This window comes from Clostridium sp. UBA2485 (assembly GCF_002341865.1).
In the GTDB taxonomy this organism is placed as follows: domain Bacteria; phylum Bacillota; class Clostridia; order Clostridiales; family Clostridiaceae; genus Clostridium_J.
In genome coordinates this window covers 16,123-42,197 of sequence record NZ_DDOV01000119.1, presented here as the reverse complement: position 1 = coordinate 42,197, position 26,075 = coordinate 16,123, and the positions used below count along the sequence as shown (strand labels likewise).

Here is a 26,075-nt window from a genome sequence, read left to right as displayed (position 1 = left end):
CTTGCAATTTGCAAAAAGAATAGGAGTGTAATAGGCTGCAAAAAGCATATTCACTCCTTTTAAAATGTCCTTCTATATATTATTTCTTAAATTCAATAGTTTTAGTTATTCCCATATTGTTTTTAAATGGTTTAGATATTCTATCCATTTAGGATTGTTTTGAAAGTGTGGGAAAAATCTTGATAATTCATCAACTGTCCATTTCCATCCTTTTTCAACTTCTTTGTTTAGTAATCTAATTACTGAATCAACATTATTTGCTTTCATCCAGCATACAGTGCAATCCCAAAATAAACGTGGTTCTTCTTCCAGTGCTTTTTCATAGAATAGAGCCCATTCTTCCCACTGCTCTAAAGTTAAATCACTTTCGTTTTCTATTGGTGGATATGGAGTAAAAGCATAATAATCATTTTTTCTTATAAATCCAAGTTTTTCAGCTATTGCAATTGATCCAACATTGGTATCAACACATAACCAATCTATTTCTGTTATCCCATTACAAAGACAATAATCTGCAGTTGCAGCTGTAGCAATTGATCCAAAACCATTCTTACGATAATTAGAATCACAATGAATCCCTATTGCAACTCTTTTGTCATATACACAATCAGTTAGTGACCAGCTGACAATAGTATCCTCGTTTCTTACCATAAAACCTACACCGTATTTGCTGAAGTCATCAATACTTCCCCAATTATTAACCCAATCCATTACTTTTTCTGAGTTCTTGAGATTACATTTATTTATATAGTTTGGATCTACTTTTTCTAAGGAAAATCCTTCTTTTACATTCTGCTTATAATCGTGATATTTTAGATTATTTAAAGCATAATGACGTCTTTTATACTTTCTAATAAACTTGTTTTGGTGAACTTCGGAAAGTTTAGTTTCCCATTCATCAGTATCTAAAATCAAGTCATCCCAAAAATCTAGTTCTTCTTTTACCTCAGAATTAAACCTTTCATTATTGGGACTTCCTGCAAGAAGATTGCATTCTGAAGTTTGTATTAATGCTGATGTTGGATTATCATCGCAATCTACAAAAATTTCACCTGGCATAACTCCATTAATTACAGAAAATATAGATAAATCTTGGGATGAATTTTTAATTAAGTTTTTTACAATATGATAATTGTTCTCTTTTAATTTTAGCATTCAATTTAGCCTCTTTTCGTATTTCTTTTATAAATTTATTTATTCTGTTATTATAATAGGATTTTTTGTTATCCTTTAGAGTTTTAAGTTCTTTCAATTGGCTTTTATAGCTATTAAATCTTTTAATGCTTAATATTTCATCTTAACTTTTCTAAACTCACAAAGTCTCCCTTTCAGCAGTAAGCTAAATTTTAAAGCTTAATTTGAGTTTGAGACAAAGTTATATGAAGTTTTATATAAAAAAGTATATAAAAATACCACAGCAAGATTAACCTACTGTGGTATACCTAATATTTGGGCACAAAAAATACACGCTAACCTGTACCGTGAATTCTAATACAAACTATTAAGGCTGAAAGGTTAAATCAAAGTTGCTCAAAAGGCATAACAAATAAAGAGTATACTAAGTACTCATAAAAAATCCTTTTGAACCAATATGCAATTATTTTAAAATCACCTCATATAACTTTTGCATAAAAAAAATTCACTCCTTTCGCCTAAAATTAACTATTAAGCTTTAACCATAATATACCATGTGATTATTTAAAATACAATACTTAATTCTACTATTAAATTCAAATTTCAATAGCAAAATTAAACTAAGGAAAATTTGAGTGTTCTTGGAGGTTTGCTAGGTCTATCACAACAAGCTCTAAACAAAGCTAACCACAAACTATGCTTTTCAAAAATGACTTTCCCACACCAATTATTTAGAATGATGTTACTAAGCAAGTTTATAGAGGATTTAGGATAATGAAGAGAGAACGCTATCATAAATAAATGTGCAAAATAGTTTTAGGTGTTGATATAACTTGCCTAAAGTTATTCTTATAAGTAAAAATGCCGTGTCATAAGTAATAAAATGATTTTAATATACAATATTTACAAAAAGTGTTACAGTTAATGGTAGATGAGGCGGTGCTAATATGCCTTTTAAATATAGGATGAAATATGATTTAATCAATTTGAAAGGAAATATATAGTAGATGGATAAGTCAATAAAGTTAATAATACTAAGAGGTAATTCAGGAAGTGGTAAAACTACAACAGGCAAGGTATTACAAAAGAAATTTGGACATGGCACAATGTTAATTTCGCAAGATATTGTTAGAAGAGAAATGCTATTTGTGAAAGATGGACCTAATACAGAAGCAAGTAAATTATTAAATGAACTTGCACTATATGGGAAAAAACATTGTAATATTGTAATTTTAGAGGGTATTTTAAATTCAGAGTGGTATAGAAAGCTATTTGAAAATTTACTTGACGAATTTGGAAATCAAATTTTTGCATATTACTTCGATATACCTTTTGAAGAAACCTTAAATCGACATAAACAAAAACCTAATGCACATGAATTTGGAGAAAATGAAATGAGAAGATGGTGGAATGAAAAAGATTTGTTAGGTATCATTCCAGAGGCATGTCTACATAAAGAACTAAGCTTAAATGAAATAGTGGATATGATTTATCAGGATGTTATAAAGTGAAAATTCTAAAATAAATAACTATAGAGGTTTATTTTTTATATAAATTTGATATAATATAAATAAGAGAAGCTTAGTGCGCTAACACTAAGCTAATCCTTAGAACATTTATTTTGTTTTAGGGCTATTGGATAAATTTAATAGTTAAATTTGAGAGATTAAAGCACTAATCATTGGAGGATGGGTGCTTTTTCTCTTTGCCATTAAGTTCTATATCAATACCAAGAAATTTAATCTTAATAGTTAACTTAGATATAAAAAGACAATGCTTTAAAACTATTTTTATAATACAAATAGTAGTAAAACTTTTTATAATTAATTCTAGCATATCCAATACCACCCCCTAACTATGATGAGATATCATCAATAGTCCAAGGGGGATAAAACGTTCAAAACCCCCGTAGCCATCCTACTACGGAATTTTCATATTGTAACTTGGATATTATACCATAATTATGTAGAATAAATATAGAGGATTAAATGGAAAAAGCTCACTTACAATAGTTACAGAGAACCGTATAATAAGTAACAAAGAATTTTTTAGAATTAGAATTATAAGATTTTACTTTTGGCACTTTTATAAAATAATCAATGTAAAAATTATTTTTTCAACTAATATGCGAGTTGATTCGCATGTTGCGTTATAGGTTTGACTGAATGCCTATGTTAGCATTAAGCTATTAAATTTAAGGAGGTCATTATATGACAACAGTTAAACTCAAAATTGCAGAATTGAGGAAATCTAAAGGGATAGGGCAGCAAGATTTGGCAGATGTATTAGGTGTATCGTTTCAATCAGTTAGCAAATGGGAGACTGGTACGACGATGCCTGATATTACCCTATTGCCAAGTATAGCTGAGTATTTTAATGTTTCTGTAGATGAATTATTAGGGCTAAAACCACTACATCATCAGTCATACATACCAAGGAATTCAGATAATCGTGATAGTTGGAATGGAAAGACGGACAAGCTTTATAAAAATAGAAAATACTTTTGGAATGATGACTATTTAAGATTTCTTGTAAAAAATGTTTGGCATGTAGAATCGCCAATTGATGTTATTGAATTTAGGTGTGAAGAAGGTTACTTAAGAAAGCAGTTGCTTGAGTTTTTACCTAATGGAAGTACCTATACAGGGGTTGATAATGAATATTTTATTAATAGAGCTAAATTAAGTTTTAATGATATGGAGGTTAATGCAAATTTCATCGTATCAGATATATATTCTCTTGAAACAGATAAAAAATATGATATAGCTATTTGTCAGGCCGGCTTGCGGCATATGAACAAACCGATGGAAGTATTAAAAAAAATGGTGGCTTCCGTTAAGAAAGATGGTATTGTTGCTTGTGTAGATGTCAATCGAGAGTTTGAAAATGATGGATTATATTTTGATGACATTAGTTATGATTATCTTTGTACAGCCTTTGATTTTCATAAGGTGTGGAAGAAAGAATTGGAATGTGAAGGTAGAGATTACGCAATCGGAATGCGGTTACCATTTTATATGCAACAGTTGGGCTTAAAGGATATTGATATTCGTATGAATGACAGAGTGATGTATGTAAACCCTGATACACAGGATTATGAGGAGAAGGTACAGGACTTTATTGAAATCAATGGATGGGACGAATCCTTTAGCATGTCTAGTCGGGAAAGCACTATTGAATTATTTATGAATCGAGGAATTGATAGGGCTGAGGCAGAAGCCTATATTAAAATGCAATCTAAAATAGCGGAATATTTTAGAAATACTGAAAGTAGAAAATCATTTTTAAAAGTACAAGGGTTGCTTATTACATATGGAAGAAAATGAGCATAATTAGTGGATAGTTAATATGTAAGATGGCTTATTTGAAAGAGCTCAAGTCCTTATTTAATATATAATTTAGAAAAAAGTTTACGTTATATCAGTTATGGTGAACCGTATCATAAATAAAGAAGTATAAACAAATAAAGCTATTATTTTTGACTATAAAAGGTCAGAGATAATAGCTTTAATTTAGCGGTTTTTAATGATGAAGTCAGCAGCTTCTTCTGGTGATTAGAACATTGAATATTGCAATAACTATCTAAAATATAAGTTCTTTTCAAAGATACTTTAATCATAATATTTTGAATATACTATATACATATAACTGCGGTATAATAAAGTGGAAAAGTACTTGCATAATTTACCTAAAATACAAGTATAGGATATAAATCTAAAGGGAGCTGAAAAGGACCACTTCTAAATAACTCCTAAAAGGTTTTAACCTACGATATTAAATACTGAGGAAAGGTGCTTATGAAAGAAATAAAAGATTTTGATAAGGTTTACAAGTATTATGATAAATTTATGGCTATGTTTAATTTATATAAGCATGAAGAAATAAAGTCTGCTGCAAATATTGATGGGCATGAAGTAGTTGTAGATATAGGGGGAGGAACTGGAAAGTTAGCTAAGTATATTTGCAATAGTTGTAAGACTGTATATGTGCTTGATGAAAGTGAACAGATGCTTTCAATGGTAAATCAGGGAAAAAATTTGGTATGCATAAGGGGAAATGCTCTGAAGACTCCATTTGAGGATAATTCTATTGATATAGTAATATTAAGTGATGTTTTCCATCATATTAAAGAACAAAAAGACCTTATAGTTGAAATAAATAGAATATTAAAATATGGCGGAAAGATAGTTATGTTGGACTTTAATAGAAAGCACATAAAAACAAAATTACTGAGAGCCTTTGAATTTACTCTATTTGGACAATTATTTTTTAGAACTAGAGATGAAGTTAGGAGTTTATTAGAAGAATGTTTTTACATACAAAGAGTTTATGATAAGGGGTATTATTTTATATTTGTAGGAGAGAAAAGATGATAAATAAAATATGGTTCTACTCAAAACTTGGATATAAGCTTATAAAAAAAGAAGTTGTAAGCAAGGATGACTATAAGGAAGAGTATGATAAAGTTTCAGATACATATCATTTTTGGCTTAAAGAGATGAGTAGATATACAGACAATATTATCCATTCAAAATACATAGAAACAGATAGTGAATTAAAAATACTTGATTTTGCTTGTGGGACAGGCTACATAACAAAAAGTTTATTGAATAAATCTATAAAATATAAAATTACTTCTGTAGATCAGTCAAATAAAATGCTTGAAAAGCTTTTGAATACCAATAATCTTAGAGTGACAGCTATTCAGAGTGATGGTATCGAATTTTTAAAAACTACTAATGAAAAATATGATGTTATATTTTTTGGTTGGGCACTTTCTTATTTTGATCATAATGAACTATTAAAACTTTTTAATAGAGTTTTAAAACCAGGAGGTATATTAGCAATAATCACAAATGTTGAAGGAACTTTGGATAAGATAGAAAGTATTTTTTTGAGGGTTATGAGTGAGAAACAAAAGGAAGTAATTAAACCTATGGATATAAAATTAAATTTACCTAAAGGAAAGAAAGGATTAGTTAAATGGTGCAGCCAATACGGATTTAAAGCTTTGGAGGTAGAAGAAGATGAGGTATTCTTTAATTTTAAAGAACCAGAGGAACTTTTACAGTGGCTGAATATAACTGGGGCAGCAGCAGGAACTAGGAAAATTTTTAAAAATTACAATGAAGTTAAGCCTTTAATAATTGAAAAAATAAAAAAAGAAAAATATAAAAATGGAGCGTATGGGATAAATCATAAATTTGCATATGGTATCTTTAGAAAGGAGTAGAAATGAATGAGTATTAATAATTTAAAAATTATGGCAAAAATGATTATAGATAAAAATGTTCTAAAGAGCCTATTAGAAATTTATAATATTTTAAAAGAAGATGAGAAATTCACCCTATTAAAGTACATAAAAATGATGAAGGGTATTTTAAAGGGAGAGAAGTTAGTGAAGCATCAGGATAAATACATATTGAGCACCTTTTTTCCACCTTTTCCATCTAAATCCTTTATACAAAATATCTTAGCAGTAGATAAACCTATAAATATATTCACAAAGCAAATGTATGCTGAAAGAACGGCACCTATATCTATGTACTTATGTATAACAAATAAATGCCCTAATAATTGTCGTTATTGCAGTGCAAAAAATAGGGCAGCAGAAAAGGAATTAACAAAGGAAGAATGGATTAAGGTTATAAGGGAACTTCAAGATATGAATGTACCTATTATTGGAATAACAGGAGGAGAACCCTTAGTACGTGAGGACATATTTGATATTATAAGGTCTATAGATAGTAGAAGCACATCAATTCTATTTACTAGCGGTTTTAATTTAAGTTATGAGAAAGCAAAAAAATTAAAGGATAGTGGACTATTTGGCATAGGAATAAGCTTAGATTCTTATGATAAAGAGAAACATAATAAGAATAGAAATAGTGAAAATGCTTTTGATTATGCACTTGAGGCACTTAGAAATGCAAATAAGGCAGGGCTGTATACTATGGCACAAACAGTTATATTAAAGGAGAATCTTGATGAAGAAAAGCTGTTTAGATTATTTAAGCTTGCTAAAGATAATGGTGCTCATGAAGTAAAAATACTGGAACCTATACTAAGCGGAAATCTTTTAACTGAAAAGCAATTAAACAATGTATTTTATAATGAGAGTGATAGAGAAAAGCTTATAAAAATCCAACATAAGGCAAATAAAAGAAGCGATTTACCGAAGATAACAACTTTTGCGTATACAGAAAGTGAAGCAAAATTTGGTTGCGGTGCAGGAAATCAACATTCTTATGTAAGTGCTTCAGGAGAGTTGTATCCTTGTGATTTTGTACCTATGAGTTTTGGAAATGTAAAACAAGAGTCTATAAAAAGCCTTTGGATTAAAATGAAAAATTATATTGGTAAGCCTAAAGTAGGGTGCTTTGCCCAGAAGGTGAATAAAGAAGTGTTTAAGCAATCAGAAGGTACGCTGCCGCTTAACAAGGAAAAGGCAATAAGCATTTGTAATAAAAATAAAAGTGATAAATATCCAAAATACTATAGGGATTTGCATAAATAGCATTTAAATGTGAATTGTTAAAAAGCTGTAGATAAAACTACAGCTTTTTTAGCCTATAGAAGGCTAGTACACAATTTGGATCAAAAAGTTCATACATGACTTTGTGGTTTGATATTAATATCTAAGTAGTATACATGAAGCAACTACACCAGCTCCAACTGTCCATAAAATAACATAATCTCCACGTTTAAGGTTACCATTTGAAACAGAATCTGCTAAGGCCATAAATGGGCTTGTAACACTTGTATATCCAAATCTGTCACCTACAAATGGAAATTTGTGTTCTGGTTCTTCTAAAGTCTCTCTTATCATATCAATGTTTTTCTTTGCAAATTGAGATAAGCAATATAATTTAACATCATCTTTAGTTAGATTATTTCGACCTAGTATTTCATTTATTGAATCAACAGAACTTGCGAATGCATCATCTGTATTAAAATCTAGCCATTCTATTAGTCTATTATCTTTTGGCGTATCTCCATCTATTGGTAATATCTTAGAAAAGCCATCATAAGGAAATTTTATATAGCAGTTTAATGAACTATCTACGTAAGATGAACTATCTATGAAATCTGATATATTATCATCAGTGTTTTCTAGTAAAACAGCACATGCAGATTCTCCAAAATTAGCATAAGTAATAGGTTCTGATTTTCTTGAATATCTAAATGATAAATCTGAACCTACAAGTAAGCTATATTTAATTCTGCTATTACTTTTCATTGTTCTACAGACTTGATCCATGGCAATGATCATTCCTGAACAATTACCATTCATATCATATGCATTTGCATTCTTAGATAAACCTAAAGCATCATGAATTTTAACAGCATTTGTGGGAGATAGATATTCTGGGGTAGAAGATACAAATACAACTAAATTTATATCTTGTACATCTATATTTGCAGTACTTATTACTTTGTTGCAAGCTTCTATAGCCATAGTTAAAGAATTTTCATGGAAATCTTCAGAAATATATCTCTGGTCTCTTCCAGTAACATTTAATAACCCGGAAATATCTACGTCTTGCTTTGAAAAATGCTTCAAAAAATATTCATTAGAATAGCTTGTTTTAGGATGGTAATACTTGATGTTTTTAATTTTTATACTCATTTTATCTCCGCCTTATCCTTATTGTTAAATATGTCCATTTATAATTATCGAAGAATATTTCAGTAAATTAAGAAAACTATACAAAAAAGTGAGGAATGTGGTAAAGCTATATAGCAATATTACGAAAATAATAATGGGGCATTGAGCAAGGGGGAATAGTAATGGATTATAAAAAAAATGCGGAATTGAAGAATAAAATAATGTTGGCAGCATTTATATCATCAGTAGTATTAAGGGCAATTGTTGATATCATTTTAAATACAGATAGGAATGCAATATTAATATTAGTTGGAGTTTCCATACCTTTAGCTGTAATCGATTTTGTATTAATAAAAAAGAAATATATTATTCAAACAATGTATTATACGGTAATGATGTACACTGTTGTTATATGTATAATGTTTATATCAAACTCAAATTGGGCTAATTTTATTTTGATATATTATGGTGTTATATTAATGAGTGTATATCAAGATTTAAGGATATTAATTATTGAAGCAATTTTGGCTATAGTACTTGTAGTGTATTTCTTTTTAGGCTATAAAACAACATTGTTTGCTTCAGCAGAATACTATGAATTAGTATTTTATATAGGATACATAATAGCAGGATCAGCTATATTATCAATTAATGCCATTACTACCAAAAGGATTTATAAAGATTTAGAAGAAACTCATAAGGCTACTGAAGAAGCTAAATCTAGAGCAGAGTTGTTGCTAGAAAAAATGCATAGTACTATAAAAGTTTTAACATTAACTAATGAGAAAATAAAAAGCGGAATTTCTGTAGCAGGACAAATAGCAGAAGAAATAACCAGCTCTACAAGCGATGTTGCTAATAGTGCAGCCAAAGAAGTGGATGTAATGAGTGGAATGAAAGCCTCAATGGAGGGTGGAGTAGAAAAAGTAGAAGAAGTCACGAATGCCATTAAAACTATGGAGGAATTATCTAAGTCAACTGAAAATGTTGTATTAGAAGGTAATAATAAAGTAGATATATTATCTTCAGAAATGAATAAGGTAAATACAAATATTTTAAGTGTGGTATCTATGATAAATGAATTAAGTGATGAAAATACAAAAATAGTTCATATTATTAACAGTATTACAAAAATATCAGAGCAAACCAATCTATTAGCTCTTAATGCATCAATAGAAGCAGCTAGAGCTGGAGAGTATGGAAAAGGTTTTGCTGTGGTTGCAGAAGAAGTAAGAAAACTTGCTGAGGATTCAAAAACATCTACAGATCAAATAGAATTAATATTAAATAATATATCTAATAAAACAAAGATAGTTGCAGAAGAAATACTAAAAGAGGAAAAATCAATCGAATTATGTAATGAACATACAAACGATGTTAAAGAGTTATTTAAAGATGTTAATAAGAATACCTCTAATGTATTAAGTTATTCAGGAAATGTTGGATCACAATCTGTATTGCTTGAAAGTACGATGAAAAATACATTAAGTTTAGTAAATGATATTAGTGAAACCGTAGAATCCACTGCAACTGCTATGGAAGAAATTTTTGCGGCTATTGATGAGCTTAATAATAGCATAATGGATATAACAAGTAGCTATGACGAAATAGATGATATATGTAATGAATTAAACTCTATAAGTGAATAAAGTAGATAATATAAAAAGATGGTTATTGCAAATTAGCAGTGATCATATTTTTGACATAGCATAGTTATAGTGGATAATGTTAAAAAATAAGACTAATTGATAGCTATTCTTGTATAATAAATAACAAGGAGAATTCTCTAATGATGGGAAGGCTCCTTATTTTTTATTATAGATATAGGCAGCGGATATAGAGATACAGTACGAAAATTTAATATATACTTTGGAAAATAGATTTTCTATAAAAATAGCTTAAATCCTTAGAAATTAAGGATTAATAATGAAGAATGAATAATTTAGGAAAAAATTCACTAAAGGTGAATTTCTTAAAATAAAATTTGATTTTAAAAAACTCCAAAGGCTTTGACCGTGGAGTTTTAGCCATAATTCGTATCTTTCATTCTTAATTTTTTATTCATAGAAAAGAATTTTTGTTATTGAAATTAAAATCATGCATAAGTTAAATTTTCATTGTGGAACCCTATAGAAGAGTGTTGACTCTAACATAACGTCATAGTGTAATATAAAAACAAGCTTGAATATATTAACAAAAACTCATAGTCGACGGAGTGTTAAATAGTATTAATAGCTTTAAAATTAAATTTAGAGGTGTAGCAATGAGAACAGTGAAACAAGTTTCAGATTTGACAGGAATAAGTGTGCGCGCACTACATTATTACGATGAAATAGGACTGTTAAAACCAAGTAAAATTACAGAGGCAGGTTATAGGCTCTATGACGATGAAGCTCTTAAAACCTTGCAGCAGATTTTATTTTTTAAAGAACTTGATATACCTTTAAAAGAAATTAAAGATATAATGATGAGTCCATATTTTGATAAAATGCAAGCTCTAAAAAATCAGAAAAAGCTGCTTATATTAAAACGGAAAAGATTGAATGGTTTAATAGAGCTTATAAATAAAACATTAAAAGGAGAAAGCACAATGAATTTTAAAGAATTTGATATGAGTGAATATTTTAATGTATTAGAAGAATTTAAAACAGAACATGAGGATAAGGTAATTGAAATTTATGGTAGTGTAGATAAATATAATGATTTAATTGAAAAAATTAAATCTAAGGAATATAAAATTGCTAAAAGTGCTATAAAACAATATGGAAGTATTGAAAGATATGCTAAAGCTATAAAGAAAAGTCTTAATAATGATATGCTAACTACTATGGCAGAGCAATATGATAAGTTTAAAAAAGATTGTTTAGAAGATAAGCATCCTAAATTAAAAGAACTATATAAAAAGCTTGTATCTGACCTAAGTAAAGATCCTTCTTCAAAGGAGATTCAACAAATTGCTGGAGAAATAACAAATACAGCAAAGAAAGATTACGAAATTTTCAAAATGGAAAATGGGGATGATCATTGGTACTACATGGTAAAAATTTATCTGGTATCCCCTGAATGGATAGAAGCAGTTGATAAGAAATATAGTCATGGTGCATCTAAATTTATCGGAGAAGCTCTAAAAAATTGCTTGGGAAATAAGCAGCCTAAATTAGAAGAACTATATGAAAAGCTTGCATCAGACTTAAGTAAAGATCCCACTTCAAAGGAGATTCAACAAATCGTTGAAGAAATATCATATGAAACTAAAAAAAATCATGAATTTTACAAAGTAGATGAGGGAGATAATTATTTAGGATACATGGCAGAACTATATCTATCAAATCCTAGCTGGATAAATGTAACTGACGAAAAGTCTGGCGCTGGCGCATCTAGATTTATTGGAGAAGCTTTTAAATTTTATTCTGAAAATAATAAGTAGTAAATTAAAAACTATAAGTTATTTGACATAAGAAACTAAAATTATAAATATTAAAAAATCAACTGCAATTAAATAGTTAGAAATGAAAAATCCCGTAATTTTAAGAAATGAAATTATGGGATTTTTCTTAATACTACTAAGGGTTATATTAAAAGTGTTATCATAAGATATGTGATGTTGTGAATAGACTAAAAAAGTGACTTTATAAAAATACATAATTGATAAAGTATTATTTGGAGGGTATATGAAAAAGAGTATATTAATGATAACTCCTGAAAATAAGGAGATTAATAGATTTAGAAAAAGGCAGATAAACAACTTTATACAAATAACAATGCCGTATTTAGCGACATTTATTGATGAGAATAAATATGAAATTACATTAATAGATGAATATAATCAAAAAATACCTTTTGAAAAGCATTATAATTTAGTTGTAATTACAGTTAACACTGCAAATGCACCTCATTGCTATGACCTTTCCAAAACATTTAGAAGTAAAGGTAGTAAAGTTGTTTTTGGAGGACCTCATGCAACTCTTTTGCCAGAGGAAGTAAGAGAACACTGTGATGTAGTAATTATAGGAGAAGCTGAGGACAGTTGGCCAAGGTTTTTAGAAGAATTTTATTATGGAAATTATGACAGTGAATATAGATGTTTAAATACTCCAACGTTAGAGGGAATTCCGATACCAAGAAGAGACTTAATAAAGAGAAGATGGTTTACTAAAGGTGCAGTATTTGCAACAAGGGGGTGCCCTTATAGTTGTGCTTATTGTAATCTAAAGCAAATATATAAAGATTCCTTTAGAAAAAGGCCAATAAATGAAGTGATAGAGGATATTAAAAATAGCAAAAGTAAATTTTTTGTTTTTTGGGATGATAATTTCTTTGGAGACATTGAATATGCAAAAGAACTATTAAAAGAACTTAGCAAATTAAATAAAAAGTGGGCAGCACAGGTTACTTTAGAAAGATGTAAAGATGAAGAATTACTGAGTTTAGCGCAAAAATCAGGATGTATTTATTTCTTTGTTGGATTAGAATCTTTTTCAAAAGAAGCTCTACAGAGTGTAAACAAGGGAGTAAATAATGTAGATAAATATAAGGAGCTGATAGATTCTGTTCATAAATATGGCATTTGTGTACAAGCAGGAATAATATTTGGATTTGATACTGATACAAAAAAAGTATTTAAAACAACTCTAGACATGTGCAATTACCTAGGAATTGATGGAGTTACAGTTAGTATACTAACGCCATTACCAAAGACACCATTGTATTATCAGTTAAAGGAAGAAGGACGATTATTAACTGATGATTGGTCATATTATAATGGAAAAACTAGAGTAGCATTTAAACCTAAAAATATGAGTGCAGAGGAATTGTTTGATGGATATATGTGGTTTAGAAGAAATTTCTATTCACTAAAATCAATAACTACTCGATTAAGAAAATCAAAATCCAATATTTTATATAATTTAATAATTAACTTAGGATACAAGGTTTCAATAAGAAAAACAGTGTAATTAATGTAAGTATAATAAGGTATGATAAGCCAAAGATGCTTGGAATATAGATTGAAAACACTATCCTTTAGAGAGGTAACGGAGAACAGTATTACAAATAAATGAGGCTTTTACTAATTTTAGATTATAGTATTAAGGTATGGATCGTTTCAACTATTGAAATTCATAAAAGGTATTATCATAATATTATGATAATACCTTTTGTTATATGAATACACATTGATTCAGAAGAATGGTATAATGGGAAAAGAAAATGCATAGAAGTATTTGTTTTATAATCTCAAGGGATATGAAAAAATAGAGACGTAAGTTAATTAATTTAAATATTTATGTATAAAATATTGATACAGATTCGCATGTATATAAGAAATAATAAAATTTAAGGAAGTATTCCAGAATGATAAAGAGAATTAAAAATTTTAGGAATGTAGCAGTATGACCTAAGTTAAGTGATATTTAAAACTTAAATTTAGGAGGATAAGATGAATAATACATTTAATCATTGGACAGAAATAAAATATTTAAAGGATACAGTAAAAAATCCCTTAATTGAAGTTGGAAAATATACATATTATTCAGGATATTATGCAGGTGGGAATTTTGAAGATATATGTGTAAGATATATATGGGGAGATGAAAAATCTAAGGAGATGTATAATCCCATAGAAGACTATGGATGGACTTTAGATAGAATAAAAATAGGTAAGTATTGTTGTATTGCCAGTGGAGTAATATTTATGATGGGAGGAAATCACAATCATAACCCTGAATGGATAACTGTATATCCATTTAAAGATAAGTTATTAGATTCATATAAGCCCAAGGGAGATACAATTATAGGCAATGATGTATGGATTGGTACAGAAGCTATGATTATGCCAGGAATTACAATTGGAGATGGTGCAATAATTGCATCTAGATCGGTAGTTACAAAAGATGTAGAACCTTATACTGTTGTAGGTGGAAATCCTGCAAAACATATAAAAGAAAGATTCGATAAAGATAAGATAGATATGCTACTTGAAATGAAATGGTGGGATTGGGAAGAAAATCATATTAAAAATAGTATAGATATATTGTCTAGCTCGGATATAAATAAATTGTATAAATACTATGAAATCAACATAAAGTAATACACATTTATTTTATTAAGATTTTATGTAAGGGCATAATTACAAAATAATAGATGATATAAATAAAAGAATTAGAACATTTTAAAATGTCATAGTGAAAAAGTTATTAAATCAAGTATTAGTGAAATTTTATACTATTAGGATCATTCTGATGACTGTCAGAGTGATCTTTTAATTTATGATTCATTAGAATATATTTTAATAATTAATATCCAACTGAATGTATAAATGAAGAATAAAATATAAATATAGAGAAATGGTGTCTGTAGAGGTTATGCCTTCTTTTTTGTTTCAAGAAAAAGATTATAGATAAATTTGAATAAAAAATAGTTAGAGGTAGGATGGTTATAAAGCGGTGTAGTATATCATTAATATAGAAAACCTTGATTATTTATGATACGGAGAATCGTATCATAAATAATTAAGGAACCTAGCCTATAACTTAACTAAGGCTATTTTTTTATTTAAAATATATACAACTAAATCGAGTATTTATATAATTAATGTACAAGGTGTTGAGGAAGTGATATAAGTGAATATAATCAAAATGGTAAAAGAATTGCAGAGTGTTATGAATTTAGAATTTGATGGAAGGGCTAAATTTTTTCATGAATGTAAAGAAAAATTAGAAATAGAGGTTAATAATAATCCTTCTAATATTCAAGCTTTTTCGCTTATGGCAATGATAAATTTAGAATTACGGAATGATACAAAAATTTCAATTGATATTTTAGAAGATTGTTATAACAAAAATAAAAATAATATGTCAAAGGATGAATATTGTTTTTGGGCTACTAATATGGCTTATTTGTTAAGTGAGGAATACGAAGAGGTCGATAAATCAATTGAATTACTTACAAAAGCAATAGAATATGAATCAAAATATGATAATACATATTATGCTTTAGGAAAATTATTTTTTAAGAAAAAGGACTATAAAGAAGCAATAACATTGTTTAATAAGGCTTTTGAAATTTCTCCTCATAAGGTATATAAATATAATGAAGCTATTAGTTTAATTGCCTCAAATAATAAGCAAGAAGGGATTCTTCAATTAAAGGCAATTTACACATACCCATATAAAGATGAAGAGATAGATGGAAGAATTGCATTACTTCTTGGAAGAGAGTTAGCGTTGAATGGAGAATTAGAAGAGGGTAAAAAAATAATTCAATTATTATTAGAGAGTAGTTATGAAAGCTTAGAGGTTGGAGCTAATGAATTAGCAGAATGTATGTATATACTTGGTGATTATCATAAATGTATAGAGTTATATAATGAAGATAAACTTTATGAAGATGAAAGTTGGATTGGACAGTATTTTTATGCACTAAAAGAATCATATAGTATAGATGCATCAGAGAAAAAGATGAATGAAATTGAAAAAGAAATAGAGCAGAATATTTATGAAGAAGAAACCAATTATGCAGATTGGGATAGTGAAGAGGAGTGTAAAGAATATATTGATGGAGAAAAGGTTAGATTAAATAAAATTAAAGAATGTTATAGACAGGTTGTTAATGGCATTAAGCCTTTTATAGAAGTAGATTACGATATATTTTATAAATGTTATTACATAAATTGCCCTCGTCATTATATAGAGTAAATATTTAAAATTAAAACATTTATTTTGTTTTAAGGCTATCAAATGAATTATAAAGATAAAGTTTGATGGTATGAAAAATCTTATCATAGGAAATGAAATGATTCTTTATATACTGCGAAATTTTGAATATATGTAGAATTATGGATATTTGTGTTGTATATTGAGATAAATGTTGCAAAATGGTACAATTAGGAAAGATTATTGATATGAGGTGATAAAATGATAATTTGGGGATGGGGGAAAGTGACTAGAAAGATTGTCGGACCAGTATTTGAACGTCCATGTAACTATTGTAATAGTACTGAAGTTTGGAATTTATGTGTTGTAAGAACATGGTTTACGTTATTTTTCATTCCAATAATACCATATAGAAAGCAATATTGTATTACTTGTCCAAAATGTTATAGTTACATAGATCTTACAGAAGAGCAATTTCAAGAAATGAAGCTCTCTATAACATCTCAATCTAATAATATCAACCAAAATCCTGTTAATGATGATATGAAATATAGAGGAAAGACAGAAACTCAAATTAACTATTTAAAACAGATGGAGGAGTATAAAGATGAGGCTAACTAGAAAATAGTTAACCTATCTTTTGTGATGTTATTATAAAATTATAATTATTAATAGAAAAGTCCTTAACATTTTCGTTAGGGACTTTTATATTAACACATTTATTGGTAATTATAAATTAGAATATTAAGCATAGCGTAGATAAATTTCAATTTATCATGATAGCCTTGAATTTACTAAACAAGAGAATCTAAGAATAAGTATAAGCTTAGCAGTTTCTGAAGATGTATACGTAGATGGTAAAATAGGAAATATGGTTATTTCGCAGGGCAAGTATGCAATTGGTCACTTTGAAATTGATGATCCAAGTGATCATGCAAATGCTTGGAATTATATTTATGATGAGTGGTCCCCAAACAGTGGTTTTCAACCAGAAGACGGTTACGTTTTCGAGATGTATATGAATGACCCTAATACACATACAGAGAAAAAACATTTTCTCGATATTTATATGCTAATAAAATCAATGTAGCTGTCGAGGAAAGATTAGCTTTAGCAGTATTGTTTCTATTGAATTTAAAATAATAAAACCTCCCTTATTTGTGATATTGAGAACCGTATCTTAAATAAGGGAGGTTTTTATTTCTTAAATACGTAAACAAAATATGGTATAATTTGAATATAAAACAAAAATTTAATTAATAAGTAAATAGCAATCTCTCATATTTGTGCATTAGATGAGAGGTTTTTAAATTTATAATTCACTATACTATTATTTGTAAGGAGATAGCTTAATGGAATGGTTAGAAAATTTAAATGAAGCACTAGGATATATTGAAGCAAATTTAGATGGAGAAATTGAGTATGAAAAAGCAGCAAAGATAGCATGTTGTACAGTTTATCATTTTCAACGAATGTTCTCATATATAGCAGGAGTGCCACTATCAGAGTATATAAGAAATAGGAGATTAACAAAAGCTGCCCTTGATTTACAAAGTGGAGATAAGGTAATTGACGTAGCCTTACGCTATGGTTATGAATCTCCAACTGCTTTTAACAGGGCTTTTCAAAAAATACATCATGTATCACCTTCAGTAGCTCAAAAAGAGGGAACCTTCCTAAAAGCATATCCTCCTATTAGTTTTAAAATAACAATAAAAGGAGTAGGAGAAATGGAGTATAGTATAGTTAAAAAAGAAGAAATTAGAATAGTGGGAGTAAAAGCACTATTAGAAAAGAATATTGAGAAAAATTTTAAATCTGTACCTAAGTTATGGCAAGAATCAGCACAAAATGGAACAATTAATCAAATAGTATCTCTTATGAATGCAGACTCTAAGGGGGTATTAGGGGTTAGTGCTTGTATGGATAACTTAGAGAGATGGGAATATTATGTAGCTGTAGAAACTGATAAAGAAGTACCAGAGGGGATGTATGAATATGTAATACCTACAGGCACTTGGGCAGTTTTTCCTGGACAAGGTACTATGCCAACAGCAATTCAAGAAATTGAAAAAAGAATAATTACAGAGTGGTTACCAACGTCAGGATATGAATATGCAGATGCACCAGATATTGAATTATATTTAAATCAAGATCCAGCTAATTCAAAGTTTGAAGTTTGGATACCAATTAGAAAAAACCAATAAAAGTTGAGAGAAGAAACTAACAATTATTAGTATTAAATTTATTTTAATATAGATAAACTACTTTAAAAAATAATATATAGCTAAATTTGGCTATCTTTAAATATTTTAATTTGCAAATTTAATTAATGGAGAATTGAGAATAGACAATTGAGAATTATGATGGAAATTAGTTTTAATAAAACTAATTTCTTTAACAGATTTTTTAATACAAGTGACTGTGTCACACGAAAAGAAATCAATTGAAAATTTCTCTTATAAAAGAGAAGTATCCATAATTGTCCATTGTCAATCGTCAATTCTCAATTACATAAATATATGAAGGTGGATGAATTTATATGGCAAGCTACAAAGAGATAACTTGTACTACAGCATGTAATAAATTAAAAAGAAAAATACCATTTGCTTGGGATTTAAATATATATAGGGGGTGTGAGCATGGCTGTAAATACTGTTATGCTATGTACTCACATCAATATATGGGTTCTGAGCAATATTTTGAGGATATATATGTTAAAACTAATATTGTTGAACGATTGGAAGAACAACTCAGCAGTCCAACTTGGAAAAGAGAAGTTGTTAATATTGGTGGCGTAACCGATAGCTATCAACAAATAGAAGCACATTACAAAATAATGCCAGATATTCTACGACTAATGATAAAATACAAAACACCTTGCATCATTTCCACAAAGTCAGATTTGATTTTGCGAGACTATGATTTAATTGCAGAACTTAGTTCTATTACTTATGTAAATGTTGCAGCAACCATTACTTGTATGGATGAAAATATTCGTAGAAAAATAGAGCCAAATGGTGTGGAATCCCTTAAAAGATTTGCTATGTTAAAGGAGTTCTCAAAGACAAAGGCATCCACGGGACTTCACTTTATGCCAATCATTCCGTATATAACAGATGGAAGAGATAATATTGATGCTCTATATTCTAACGCTGCTGATTGTAGGGTTAGTTATGTACTACCTGGAGTACTCTATCTAAGAGGAAAGACTCGTTCGGTATTCTTTGATTTTATAAAAAAGGATTTTAATCATTTGTATGAGCCATTACAAACCATATATAAAACAGGTGGTGCCAACAAGGAGTATAAGGATAAGCTTTATATTATGGTTAATGAATTAAAAGGCAAATACAATCTTTCCGATAGTTATTCAAAGCCAATGAAAGATAAATTAAATAAATCTACTAATGAGCAGTTATCTTTTCTTTAATATTTATATTATAAGCATAGGAATAGATTGCATTAAGCCAAGTGACAGTCACTTGGCTTAATGTCGAAGAAAATTTCATTAATCCACATCTTTAAATCGGTATAACCTATGCCATTTCCCCGGTAATTCTTATTTAAAATTACAATTTTAATTTTCATCCAGAAGGTTTCTTGTGCTTTCCAATACCAATTGACTTAATCAGTTATTTTGTCATTGTCTTTATTTACTAGTATCTTTTTATTTTTTATCACATTTATTGGTCTTTTTAAGAATAGTTTTTTAAGCTTTTATCCACTATTTTTTCTGTAATATGACCACTAAACCTATGGAATCATGATGAAATCTATAAAGGTCAGATTAAACTGAAAGGTAAGGTTATCACTGCTTCGAATATCTTATTGTTAAATATGGAAGCCACAAAATATTTAATATCACAATTAATATCAAAATAAAATATTAAATATGTGTTACTATCCTTAAAAAGGAGGAATGTTTAATGATAGACACCAATATGAAAAGAATACTGGATTTTGTCGAGAAAAATTTAACAGAGGATTTTTCCCTAAGTGAATTGGCAATGCAGTGCAATTTTTCACCCTATTATTGTTCTGTTATTTTTCATCGTTATTTTGGTGAAACCATGAAAAGCTATATGCAAAAGCGACGTTTGGTTTGTGCTGCAAGTGAGCTTAAAAGTACTAATGACAGAATTATTGATATTGCGATAAAATACGGTTATTCGTCTCAGGAGGCATTTTCAAGAGCGTTTTCTGCTATGATTGGAATGTCACCAAAAAGGTTTCGTGAAAATCCGCTGCCGCTTGCTGTTTATCAGAAAAATAGTTCTCCACCATTTCAAAATAAGGAGAATACAGCAATGAAAAATGAAATTATTAAGAATGTACAAAGTCAAATTGAAAGAAACTATCCCTTAAAAACATTGCATATTTTAAACGGTTTGTGTATGCTTGATTCTTTTCAAAGAGATAACTTGATGAATGAAAAAGCTGTCTATATTCCATTTAATGAAGCCATGTGCTGGGGTGAAACGGACGAAAAAATTTTTTCGCCTGAATTTATTGAAAAAAGAGCGCATTCCCTCAACTCGACAATTGAAGGATATAAAAAAATTGTAATAGAGCCGCTAAAGCCGCTGTTTAATGAACAGTTTGACATTATCGTTTTATGGTTTGGTGATGATATGTTCTGCCAGATGAATCTTATTACGATTCTTTCGTATTTGGAGCAAATTCATTTTGATGGTGATGTACTTTTTTGCATGGCACAAGAGCAAAAGGATAAAATGCTGCCTGATGCTGTGGAAATTGATACAGATGGTTATAATTATATTTATAAAACCATACTTTGTGATAGAAAAAAATGTGATGCAAAAATGCTGCCTGTCACTTATCAGGCAATGAATTTATATCTTGGCTACCGAGAAGAAAACAGTGATATCATACGTTATATCAGAAACAATCTTAATAAGGAAAATCTCGTAAAAGAGCTACTCACACTGTTTTCACAGTACGGACTTGGAGATTTACAATATGAGTGGATGATTGAAGAAATAAAAAAGGAAAAGACTATATGAAAATTGATTAACCGTAGCGGCAAACAGTGTTCGCCACATATTATTGAATAAATGTTAAACTATAAGGCATATTAAAAAGAACTGGCGAACANNATTTTAGAGCTGATATATCTATATATATTATATAAGCTTGGTGGGTAAAGTTTGTAGTAAAAAGTAGCTTAAAGTAAAACTATTGTTAGTTTGCTAAAGAAGTTAAATAGGGATAAGCGTGAATTTTCATTGATGTAAATCTACGCTTATCCCTATACTTAATTTCTATTTTTATTATTTTATTGTTTTGAAATAATCTAGTCAATATAGTGCCTGGCTGGTTAATCTAATAAACTGTATCCTTCTTCTTGCAGCTTTGCTTCATGGGCAATGAGACCATTAACAATGGTATCTACATGATCATTAAATTCAACACCTAATTCTTCAGCAGATGTTATTAGTTGTTCTCGATTTACTGCTTTGGCAAAGGCCTTATCTTTCATTTTCTTTTTTACAGATTTGGCATTTAATCCTTCAAGTTTTGTAGGACGCATTAATGCAATTGCAATGATGAAGCTTGCCATTTCATCCACTGCATGTAGGCATTGACGTTCTTTTGAGTCTCTTGGGATTTTAGTTTCTGAAGAGTGAGAAAGAACACTTGCAATAAATGTTTCATCAAAGCCTGCAGCTTCAAGAATTTCAGGAGCGCGATTTGGATGTTCTTCAGGGTATTTTTCAAAGTCAATATCATGAAGTAATCCTAATAATCCCCAATAATCTTCATCTTGCCCAAATTTTATTGCATAAGCTATCATTGCACCTTCAACAGCAAGAGAATGCCTTAATACACGGTCTGTCTTAACATGTTCTTTTAATAATGCTAATGCTTCTTTACGTTCCATATGTAACCTCCTCTTTAAGCTAAAGTTAATAGTAACTTTTTAACTTAATTCATATTTATATATAAACTTGCCTATTTAACTAGAAGCTGTGATTTTAATTTGTAAAAATAAAAATATAGATAAAGATTAGGCAAGTATTTAACAGAACTATTTTTTAGATAATAAAATTTTATAATGATTATATTAGAATTAATTATTTTTTAATTTTCAAATAGTTATTGACTAAAGAAATAATGAGATAGAACAATAGACAAGCAATAGTGCCATAACAATATTGACAATTTTATAATTTTTTATAAGGAACCTTTGAAAAATAGAACCAAACAATGCCCAGCAGCAGGTTCCTACAAAGCCAACAAAAGCGAGAATTAAAGAAAAATATAAAAGCGTAAATGTAGATTTGTAATAAGGCATTATAAATGTTGAAACTGTTGCAAGACTATAAATAATAACACTAGGATTTACAAATTGTAAAAGTAATCCCGATAAAAGTGTGTTTGTACGCTTTTGTGTCTTATCGTCATTTTGAGGGTTACTTTTGTAGATTTGCCATGCAAGCCATAGAATATAAGCTGCACCAACGTAGGCCATAATTAATTTAATTGATGGGATATAGTCATAAAGTATTACACTAAATATACTGCTTAGAACAAATATAGTAAATACACCAAAGAAAACACCTACATTAAACATTATGCTTTTCTTAAATCCGTATCGGCCTGCATTTGACATTGATATAATAGTATTTGCCCCAGGAGCAAAGTTTGCAATAAGGACATAGGATAAGAATGCTGTGAGATTTGGCATGTATATTTACCTCCTAATTTTCGTATGATATAATATACAAAAAGAACGATATATTATACTGTACAATATAATGATACTATTTGTGCAGTATACTGTCAATGAATTGGAGGTTAAATTTTGGAAAAGCTTAATTTGATTATTGCGAAAAATTTAAAAAGACTTCGTGAAGAAAAAGCACTTAGCCTTAACGATCTTTCGAAGATGACTGATGTAAGTAAGAGTATGCTTGGTCAGATTGAACGATGTGAAGTAAATCCTACTGTGTCAACAATATGGAAGATTGCAAATGGACTTAAAATATCATGTACTGAACTTATGAGTATATCAGAGGCTGATTTTGAAATTATAGATAAGTCTCAAGTACAGCCACTTATTGAGGACGAGGGTAAGATTAGGATATTTCCTATATTTCCTTTTGATAACACAACTCGATTTGAAACTTATTCTATTGAAATTGATAATAAAGGACATTTAGCTTCAGAAGCTCACCAACAAGGTACCCAAGAATTTATAACTGTGTTTTCCGGAGAGCTTACTATAAGTGTAAACGGTGAGGATTTTATTATAACAAAAGGTAATTCTATAAGATTTAAGGCGGATAAACCTCATGTTTATAAAAATACAGGTGATACAATTTGCTCATTAAGTATGGTTATTTACTATCCAATTTAGAATCTCGCTTCTTGTGATAATAAAGAGAGGGTATGTAGTTTAATATGAGTAGGTATTTTATGATATTTAAAGTAATAATATACTAAGGCCTTTGAGTACATTTATTGTATTAGAAAAAGTGATAACTTATTAAAGATATCACTTTTTTATTAGTTTGGAGAAGTGCATAAATCTCTAGAAATTTATGAAAAAATATAGGAAATTAAGAATATTTATTTTGTTTTAGGGAATAAATTTAATTAATTAAAACAAAATAGTCAGTCTTTACTTGAAAATCAGTATGAATATATATATAATTAATAAATAATAAAATATAGCAAAAAACAGTGATTATAAAAGCTACGATTTATGAATTTCTTCAGAGAGCCGATGGATGGTGTGAATCGGTGAAAGACTAAATCTTTCCACTTTTGGAGCTGTCGGTGATGAATCGAAAGGGTGGTATCCTCTATAATACTAATTTCGAGTGGCTGATTTTTATTATTTATCAGCAATTTGGGTGGCAACGCGGATACCTTCCGTCCCAGTTTATATATTGGGATGGGGGTTTTTTTATTTTATGGTTTCAAATAATAATATATATATATTTAATCAGGAGGTAAAAATATGTTAGATTTAAGATTTGTAAGAGAAAATCCAGATATTGTTAAGCAAAACATAAAAAATAAGTTTCAAGACAATAAGCTAAATTTAGTAGATGAAGTTATTGCTTTAGATGCTGAGTTAAGAGATACAAAAAAGGAGGCTGAAGCTTTAAGAGCTAATAGAAATAAGATTTCAAAGCAAATCGGTGCATTAATGGCTCAGGGGAAAAAGGAAGAAGCAGAAGAAACAAAGAAGCAGGTTACTGCAAATTCTGAACGTTTGGCTGAGTTAGAAGCAAAGGAAGATGAACTAGAGAAAAAAGTTAAAAAAATTATGATGACTATTCCAAATATAATTGATCCAAGTGTACCAATTGGAAAAGATGATAGTGAAAATGCAGAGATAGAGCGTTATGGTGAACCCGTTGTACCTAATTTCGAAATTCCATATCATACTGAAATTATGGAAAAATTAAATGGAATTGATTTAGATAGTGCTAGAAAAGTTGCTGGTAATGGTTTTTACTACTTGATGGGCGATATTGCAAGACTTCATTCTGCAGTAATTTCTTATGCTAGAGACTTTATGATAAATCGTGGTTTTACATATTGTATTCCACCATTTATGATTCGTAGCGAAGTTGTAACTAGTGTTATGAGCTTCGCAGAAATGGATTCTATGATGTATAAAATCGAAGGCGAAGATTTATATTTAATAGGAACCAGTGAACATTCTATGATTGGTAAATTTATTGATACCATATTACCAGAAGCTTCTTTACCTCAAACATTAACAAGTTATTCACCTTGTTTTAGAAAGGAAAAAGGAGCTCATGGAATAGAAGAAAGAGGAGTATATAGAATTCATCAATTTGAAAAGCAGGAAATGATTGTTGTATGTAAGCCTGAAGACAGTATGATGTGGTATGATAAATTATGGCAAAATACAGTAGATTTCTTTAGATCTTTGAATATACCAGTGAGAACTTTAGAGTGTTGTTCTGGAGATTTGGCAGATTTAAAAGTAAAATCAGTGGATGTAGAAGCTTGGTCTCCTAGACAAAAGAAGTATTTTGAAGTGGGAAGTTGCTCTAACTTAGGCGATGCACAAGCTCGTCGTTTAAAAATCCGTGTAGATAGCGAAAATGGAAAATACTTTGCACATACATTAAATAATACAGTAGCAGCACCTCCAAGAATGTTGATTGCTTTTTTAGAGAACAATTTAAACGAAGATGGCTCTGTAAATATTCCAGCTGCATTACAACCATATATGGGCGGTATGACAGTAATTAAATAATAGTAAAAAATATTTAAGATTAATATATAATTTTATGAAATGATGAGCATAAAGATTTTGGAAAAGTATCTAACTAAATAAAATTTCATAGAAAAAAAGCCTGATTTAGGGGTTAACCTAGATCAGGCTTTTTTACTTTTTTCTAAAAAATAAAAATATAAATATTTTAGAAGGAGTTAATCATGGGAATATAACAAAGCCATTATTATCAATGCTTAGAAGGATGTTTTTATTATATTATTTTACATCGAATAATGACCTATATAAAAATACTTTTTTCTACAAAATCATACTTTAAAACTATGTAATATCCATATATGTAAATTTTATGAAAATTTATATAATAAAATTTATAATATACACCTCATGAATAGAATTTAGAGCTAATTTAATATAATGAAAATATTCAATA

General features: G+C 29.0%; 22 protein-coding genes, 1 pseudogene and 1 other annotated feature. Of the genes and pseudogenes, 18 read left to right on the top strand and 5 right to left on the bottom strand.

Going from position 1 to position 26,075, the window contains the following annotated elements; translation table 11 throughout:
* Nucleotides 1–105: 105 nt before the first annotated feature.
* Nucleotides 106–1,155: a GNAT family N-acetyltransferase gene (locus B3603_RS22180; RefSeq protein ID WP_291569031.1), complete on the bottom strand. Its 1,050-nt coding sequence runs from the start codon at nucleotides 1,153–1,155 to the stop codon at nucleotides 106–108.
* 616 nt (nucleotides 1,156–1,771) lie between these two features.
* On the opposite strand from B3603_RS22180, the pseudogene B3603_RS22175 reads away from it, so the two are divergent.
* A pseudogene (locus tag B3603_RS22175) lies at nucleotides 1,772–1,935 on the top strand (23S rRNA (pseudouridine(1915)-N(3))-methyltransferase RlmH); the annotation flags it as partial.
* Between the two features lie 206 nt (nucleotides 1,936–2,141).
* Nucleotides 2,142–2,645, top strand: coding sequence for a kinase (locus B3603_RS22170; RefSeq protein WP_291569030.1), 504 nt, complete (start codon nucleotides 2,142–2,144; stop codon nucleotides 2,643–2,645).
* A gap of 163 nt (nucleotides 2,646–2,808) precedes the next feature.
* Here the strand turns inward: B3603_RS22170 and B3603_RS22165 are convergent, their stop codons facing one another.
* Entirely contained in the window at nucleotides 2,809–2,970 is a 162-nt protein-coding gene (locus B3603_RS22165) for a hypothetical protein (protein ID WP_291569102.1), read from the bottom strand.
* Between the two features lie 374 nt (nucleotides 2,971–3,344).
* Between B3603_RS22165 and B3603_RS22160 the strand changes: the two genes are divergently transcribed.
* The 4 genes from B3603_RS22160 to B3603_RS22145 all read left to right on the top strand — a co-directional run bounded on the left by B3603_RS22160 (nucleotide 3,345) and on the right by B3603_RS22145 (nucleotide 7,651).
* Nucleotides 3,345–4,460 carry a DNA (cytosine-5-)-methyltransferase gene (locus tag B3603_RS22160; RefSeq protein WP_291569029.1) on the top strand — a complete coding sequence of 372 codons (1,116 nt, stop codon included), beginning with the start codon at nucleotides 3,345–3,347 and terminating at the stop codon, nucleotides 4,458–4,460.
* A 471-nt stretch (nucleotides 4,461–4,931) separates the two neighbouring features.
* Nucleotides 4,932–5,507: a class I SAM-dependent methyltransferase gene (locus tag B3603_RS22155; protein ID WP_291569028.1), complete on the top strand. Its 576-nt coding sequence runs from the start codon at nucleotides 4,932–4,934 to the stop codon at nucleotides 5,505–5,507.
* Entirely contained in the window at nucleotides 5,504–6,367 is an 864-nt protein-coding gene (locus B3603_RS22150) for a class I SAM-dependent methyltransferase (protein WP_291569027.1), read from the top strand. Before B3603_RS22155 ends, B3603_RS22150 begins: the two co-directional genes overlap by 4 nt.
* A 6-nt stretch (nucleotides 6,368–6,373) precedes the next feature.
* On the top strand, nucleotides 6,374–7,651 hold the full coding sequence (locus tag B3603_RS22145) for a radical SAM/SPASM domain-containing protein (protein ID WP_291569026.1): 1,278 nt from the start codon (nucleotides 6,374–6,376) through the stop codon (nucleotides 7,649–7,651).
* Between the two features lie 114 nt (nucleotides 7,652–7,765).
* On the opposite strand, the gene B3603_RS22140 is transcribed toward B3603_RS22145, so the two are convergent.
* A complete protein-coding gene (locus tag B3603_RS22140; protein WP_291569025.1) occupies nucleotides 7,766–8,764 on the bottom strand; it encodes a ketoacyl-ACP synthase III in 999 nt (332 codons plus the stop codon).
* Between the two features lie 161 nt (nucleotides 8,765–8,925).
* Between B3603_RS22140 and B3603_RS22135 the strand changes: the two genes are divergently transcribed.
* From B3603_RS22135 to B3603_RS22090, 10 genes are all read left to right on the top strand, one after another.
* On the top strand, nucleotides 8,926–10,392 hold the full coding sequence (locus B3603_RS22135; protein ID WP_291569024.1) for a methyl-accepting chemotaxis protein: 1,467 nt from the start codon (nucleotides 8,926–8,928) through the stop codon (nucleotides 10,390–10,392).
* Between the two features lie 614 nt (nucleotides 10,393–11,006).
* A complete protein-coding gene (locus tag B3603_RS22130; RefSeq protein WP_291569023.1) occupies nucleotides 11,007–12,170 on the top strand; it encodes a MerR family transcriptional regulator in 1,164 nt (387 codons plus the stop codon).
* A gap of 244 nt (nucleotides 12,171–12,414) precedes the next feature.
* Complete coding sequence (locus B3603_RS22125) at nucleotides 12,415–13,698, top strand: B12-binding domain-containing radical SAM protein (protein ID WP_291569022.1); 1,284 nt, start codon at nucleotides 12,415–12,417, stop codon at nucleotides 13,696–13,698.
* Between the two features lie 482 nt (nucleotides 13,699–14,180).
* Nucleotides 14,181–14,831, top strand: coding sequence for a CatB-related O-acetyltransferase (locus B3603_RS22120; RefSeq protein WP_291569021.1), 651 nt, complete (start codon nucleotides 14,181–14,183; stop codon nucleotides 14,829–14,831).
* 532 nt (nucleotides 14,832–15,363) lie between these two features.
* Nucleotides 15,364–16,437, top strand: coding sequence for a tetratricopeptide repeat protein (locus B3603_RS22115; RefSeq protein ID WP_291569020.1), 1,074 nt, complete (start codon nucleotides 15,364–15,366; stop codon nucleotides 16,435–16,437).
* Between the two features lie 219 nt (nucleotides 16,438–16,656).
* Nucleotides 16,657–17,016 (top strand): zinc-ribbon domain-containing protein, encoded by a 360-nt coding sequence (locus B3603_RS22110; protein ID WP_291569019.1) that lies wholly within the window; start codon nucleotides 16,657–16,659, stop codon nucleotides 17,014–17,016.
* A 142-nt stretch (nucleotides 17,017–17,158) separates the two neighbouring features.
* Nucleotides 17,159–17,485, top strand: coding sequence for an AraC family transcriptional regulator (locus B3603_RS22105; RefSeq protein WP_349676839.1), 327 nt, complete (start codon nucleotides 17,159–17,161; stop codon nucleotides 17,483–17,485).
* 262 nt (nucleotides 17,486–17,747) lie between these two features.
* Entirely contained in the window at nucleotides 17,748–18,602 is an 855-nt protein-coding gene (locus B3603_RS22100; RefSeq protein WP_291569018.1) for an AraC family transcriptional regulator, read from the top strand.
* A 335-nt stretch (nucleotides 18,603–18,937) separates the two neighbouring features.
* Nucleotides 18,938–19,828, top strand: a complete 891-nt coding sequence (locus B3603_RS22095) for an SPL family radical SAM protein (protein WP_291569017.1) — start codon at nucleotides 18,938–18,940, stop codon at nucleotides 19,826–19,828.
* Nucleotides 19,829–20,324: 496 nt separating this feature from the next.
* Nucleotides 20,325–21,422, top strand: a complete 1,098-nt coding sequence (locus tag B3603_RS22090; RefSeq protein WP_291569016.1) for a helix-turn-helix transcriptional regulator — start codon at nucleotides 20,325–20,327, stop codon at nucleotides 21,420–21,422.
* A 314-nt stretch (nucleotides 21,423–21,736) separates the two neighbouring features.
* Here B3603_RS22090 and B3603_RS22085 read toward each other — a convergent pair whose 3' ends face one another.
* The gene (locus tag B3603_RS22085) at nucleotides 21,737–22,300 is read right to left on the bottom strand and encodes an HDIG domain-containing metalloprotein (RefSeq protein ID WP_291569015.1); all 564 of its coding nucleotides are present in this window, start codon (nucleotides 22,298–22,300) and stop codon (nucleotides 21,737–21,739) included.
* 222 nt (nucleotides 22,301–22,522) lie between these two features.
* Entirely contained in the window at nucleotides 22,523–23,107 is a 585-nt protein-coding gene (locus B3603_RS22080; protein WP_291569014.1) for a LysE family transporter, read from the bottom strand.
* A gap of 117 nt (nucleotides 23,108–23,224) precedes the next feature.
* Between B3603_RS22080 and B3603_RS22075 the strand changes: the two genes are divergently transcribed.
* Both B3603_RS22075 and serS read left to right on the top strand, forming a co-directional pair.
* Nucleotides 23,225–23,779 carry a helix-turn-helix domain-containing protein gene (locus B3603_RS22075; protein ID WP_291569013.1) on the top strand — a complete coding sequence of 185 codons (555 nt, stop codon included), beginning with the start codon at nucleotides 23,225–23,227 and terminating at the stop codon, nucleotides 23,777–23,779.
* A gap of 320 nt (nucleotides 23,780–24,099) precedes the next feature.
* Nucleotides 24,100–24,308, top strand: a binding site (T-box leader).
* A gap of 77 nt (nucleotides 24,309–24,385) precedes the next feature.
* Nucleotides 24,386–25,663: a serine--tRNA ligase gene (gene serS / locus B3603_RS22070; protein WP_291569012.1), complete on the top strand. Its 1,278-nt coding sequence runs from the start codon at nucleotides 24,386–24,388 to the stop codon at nucleotides 25,661–25,663.
* Nucleotides 25,664–26,075 lie beyond the last annotated feature (412 nt).

Excerpts from the sequence above, each read along its gene's own strand:
- B3603_RS22180 (WP_291569031.1), bottom strand. The coding sequence starts at position 1,155 with ATGCTAAAATTAAAAGAGAACAATTATCATATTGTAAAAAACTTAATT.
- B3603_RS22170 (WP_291569030.1), top strand. The coding sequence starts at position 2,142 with ATGGATAAGTCAATAAAGTTAATAATACTAAGAGGTAATTCAGGAAGT.
- B3603_RS22165 (WP_291569102.1), bottom strand. The coding sequence starts at position 2,970 with ATGCTAGAATTAATTATAAAAAGTTTTACTACTATTTGTATTATAAAA.
- B3603_RS22160 (WP_291569029.1), top strand. The coding sequence starts at position 3,345 with ATGACAACAGTTAAACTCAAAATTGCAGAATTGAGGAAATCTAAAGGG.
- B3603_RS22155 (WP_291569028.1), top strand. The coding sequence starts at position 4,932 with ATGAAAGAAATAAAAGATTTTGATAAGGTTTACAAGTATTATGATAAA.
- B3603_RS22150 (WP_291569027.1), top strand. The coding sequence starts at position 5,504 with ATGATAAATAAAATATGGTTCTACTCAAAACTTGGATATAAGCTTATA.
- B3603_RS22145 (WP_291569026.1), top strand. The coding sequence starts at position 6,374 with ATGAGTATTAATAATTTAAAAATTATGGCAAAAATGATTATAGATAAA.
- B3603_RS22140 (WP_291569025.1), bottom strand. The coding sequence starts at position 8,764 with ATGAGTATAAAAATTAAAAACATCAAGTATTACCATCCTAAAACAAGC.
- B3603_RS22135 (WP_291569024.1), top strand. The coding sequence starts at position 8,926 with ATGGATTATAAAAAAAATGCGGAATTGAAGAATAAAATAATGTTGGCA.
- B3603_RS22130 (WP_291569023.1), top strand. The coding sequence starts at position 11,007 with ATGAGAACAGTGAAACAAGTTTCAGATTTGACAGGAATAAGTGTGCGC.
- B3603_RS22125 (WP_291569022.1), top strand. The coding sequence starts at position 12,415 with ATGAAAAAGAGTATATTAATGATAACTCCTGAAAATAAGGAGATTAAT.
- B3603_RS22120 (WP_291569021.1), top strand. The coding sequence starts at position 14,181 with ATGAATAATACATTTAATCATTGGACAGAAATAAAATATTTAAAGGAT.
- B3603_RS22110 (WP_291569019.1), top strand. The coding sequence starts at position 16,657 with ATGATAATTTGGGGATGGGGGAAAGTGACTAGAAAGATTGTCGGACCA.
- B3603_RS22100 (WP_291569018.1), top strand. The coding sequence starts at position 17,748 with ATGGAATGGTTAGAAAATTTAAATGAAGCACTAGGATATATTGAAGCA.
- B3603_RS22095 (WP_291569017.1), top strand. The coding sequence starts at position 18,938 with ATGGCAAGCTACAAAGAGATAACTTGTACTACAGCATGTAATAAATTA.
- B3603_RS22090 (WP_291569016.1), top strand. The coding sequence starts at position 20,325 with ATGATAGACACCAATATGAAAAGAATACTGGATTTTGTCGAGAAAAAT.
- B3603_RS22085 (WP_291569015.1), bottom strand. The coding sequence starts at position 22,300 with ATGGAACGTAAAGAAGCATTAGCATTATTAAAAGAACATGTTAAGACA.
- B3603_RS22080 (WP_291569014.1), bottom strand. The coding sequence starts at position 23,107 with ATGCCAAATCTCACAGCATTCTTATCCTATGTCCTTATTGCAAACTTT.
- serS (WP_291569012.1), top strand. The coding sequence starts at position 24,386 with ATGTTAGATTTAAGATTTGTAAGAGAAAATCCAGATATTGTTAAGCAA.